The following is a 1,777-nucleotide window of genomic DNA, read 5'->3' on the forward strand; positions in this document are numbered from 1 at the left end:
CGATAGACCTGCCGCCATGCGAGTCGTTCGTCGGTTGCGGTACAGAGTAGCTCCTTGAGGCCGTCTTTCAGCACACGGCCGTTCGGTGTCTTTTTCGACCACTCGCGCCAGTGTTCGAAGATGACGACCGCACGCTCGATGGATGGCGTCACGTTGATGCTCACTTCCTCGGTTTCTAGCTTGGCAACGCGCTCGATCGGGGTGAGTGCAGGACGGTCAGGCGTGCTGTCGCCGTCGGTGCGTTCGTCCTGTGGGGCCGGTTGAGCTTCCAAATCGGCGAGTTGCTCTTCGAGGTCAACGATATCCTCGAGCAGATAGCCGTCTTTTTCCTCGGCTTTCGCGACGCGCTCTTGCAGGTGTTGCTGTGTGTCGCGAAGCTCGTGGTTTTCGCGGGCGAGAGCATGACAGTCCTCGCGATGGCGATCTCGAAGTTCGTCGATGTCGTCGTGGAGTCGTTCGTTCTCGGCTTCGAGTGTCTCGACGCGGTCGATCAGTTGGGCGATCAACTCGGACGATGCGTGTTCGGTCTGGCCGGTTGGTTCAGTGCCGGTGGCTCTGTCGTCGGTCATGATAAACGGGGATTTCGATTGCGGGAGTGAGATTGCCACTCCCAGTTTGGGTGGTGCGTTAGCGGGCGATTCGTGGCTGCGTGAAGCAACTGAGATGAAAAGGCGTCAGCCGGGCGGATCCAGCGAGCGGCCGTCGTGGCTCCGGCAGGCTGGCGCGGTCGTCGCTCCGTGAGACCGTATCAATGGATAGCGCAAGCGGCGAGAGCTGACTGGTGTCGCTGTGACATCGAACACAGCAATCATGGATCGTCACCCGTCTTGGGACCGTACTCATCAAGAATCTCGACGTTACACAGCGTCAGGGCGTGTGACTGATGGGCAACATCGGCGGTGAGTGCGAGTCGCGCTTCGGCTAGCCACTCAGAACAGCCACAAGTGGGGTGTTCGATTGAGCGACGGTCACACTCGCTACAGTAAAGGCGCGCAACGGACACCAGCTGCTCACCGGCACGGCGGTAAGCGTAGACAGTGATCGCACTCCCTTCACGGAGTGTGGTCTTACAGTGCTGACAGAGCGCCGTTTCACCGACGCCGACGCTCCATCCGGTGAGGGTCTGTTCGATCGCATCAATCCCAGCGACGGTCATTCGTCATCGCTCCTGATCGAGCCAGAGAGCGTGGTACGAGCGGTCGTAGTATCGTGGGTGAACGAGCCAGTCCGCCCACAGACCTCACACTCGTAGCTCTCATAGGCCGTGCCGTTCTCGGGATAGGACTGGACGGTGATCGTGAGGGCGTATGACCCACACGTACACTGAAGAGTCATCGTCGCTCCTTCTGGTCGTGAGATTCAGCATACGAGACGGCTGTCAGCGCACGCTCCGGACTGGTGTGATGGAGCCAACGCCCGTTCTTGAACGCGCGCTCGATATCGACGTCCCGGTAGTTCGCGGCGGCGAGCTGTGAGCGAACAGCGTCCTCGTTGGAGACATTCAGGATGAACAGCGGGATATCGCCGTCGTAACGCTGGCCGTGTGGCGTCTGTCTATAGCATTCACAGAAGATTACCGTCGCGCCAGTACAGGCGACCGGCGTCGCGGTATCGAGCGCGAGCGTTCGCTTGGATTGTGGACGGTCAGCGGTCGATGCAACTCGTCGGTCGGCAGTTTCAAGGCTGCTGTGTGTCTCTATGGACATGGGCTGGTCGACTCGATACGGACTGCCCACGTGGTCGGTGGTCTGAACACCGGCCACAGATTCTGTGGCTA

4 protein-coding genes are annotated in these 1,777 nt (G+C 59.9%); all 4 read right to left on the bottom strand.

The window, feature by feature from the left end; translation table 11 throughout:
- Window positions 1-569: hypothetical protein (locus C451_RS00005; protein WP_007736278.1), on the bottom strand; the 569-nt coding region annotated here is incomplete at its 3' end.
- Between the two features lie 239 nt (window positions 570-808).
- Window positions 809-1,156 carry a hypothetical protein gene (locus C451_RS00010; protein ID WP_007736280.1) on the bottom strand — a complete coding sequence of 116 codons (348 nt, stop codon included), beginning with the start codon at window positions 1,154-1,156 and terminating at the stop codon, window positions 809-811.
- Window positions 1,153-1,335 (bottom strand): hypothetical protein, encoded by a 183-nt coding sequence (locus tag C451_RS00015; protein ID WP_007736282.1) that lies wholly within the window; start codon window positions 1,333-1,335, stop codon window positions 1,153-1,155. Before C451_RS00015 ends, C451_RS00010 begins: the two co-directional genes overlap by 4 nt.
- Window positions 1,332-1,777, bottom strand: a 446-nt coding sequence (locus tag C451_RS00020; RefSeq protein ID WP_007736283.1) for a hypothetical protein, incomplete at its 5' end; no start/stop codon positions are given. The genes C451_RS00015 and C451_RS00020, both read right to left, overlap by 4 nt.

Origin of the sequence: Halococcus thailandensis JCM 13552, from assembly GCF_000336715.1 — an archaeon.
Taxonomy (GTDB): Archaea; Halobacteriota; Halobacteria; order Halobacteriales; family Halococcaceae; genus Halococcus; species Halococcus thailandensis.

What these genes read in the sequence shown, in the direction of transcription:
- C451_RS00010 (WP_007736280.1), bottom strand. Translation starts at nt 1,156, where the DNA reads ATGACCGTCGCTGGGATTGATGCGATCGAACAGACCCTCACCGGATGG.
- C451_RS00015 (WP_007736282.1), bottom strand. Translation starts at nt 1,335, where the DNA reads ATGACTCTTCAGTGTACGTGTGGGTCATACGCCCTCACGATCACCGTC.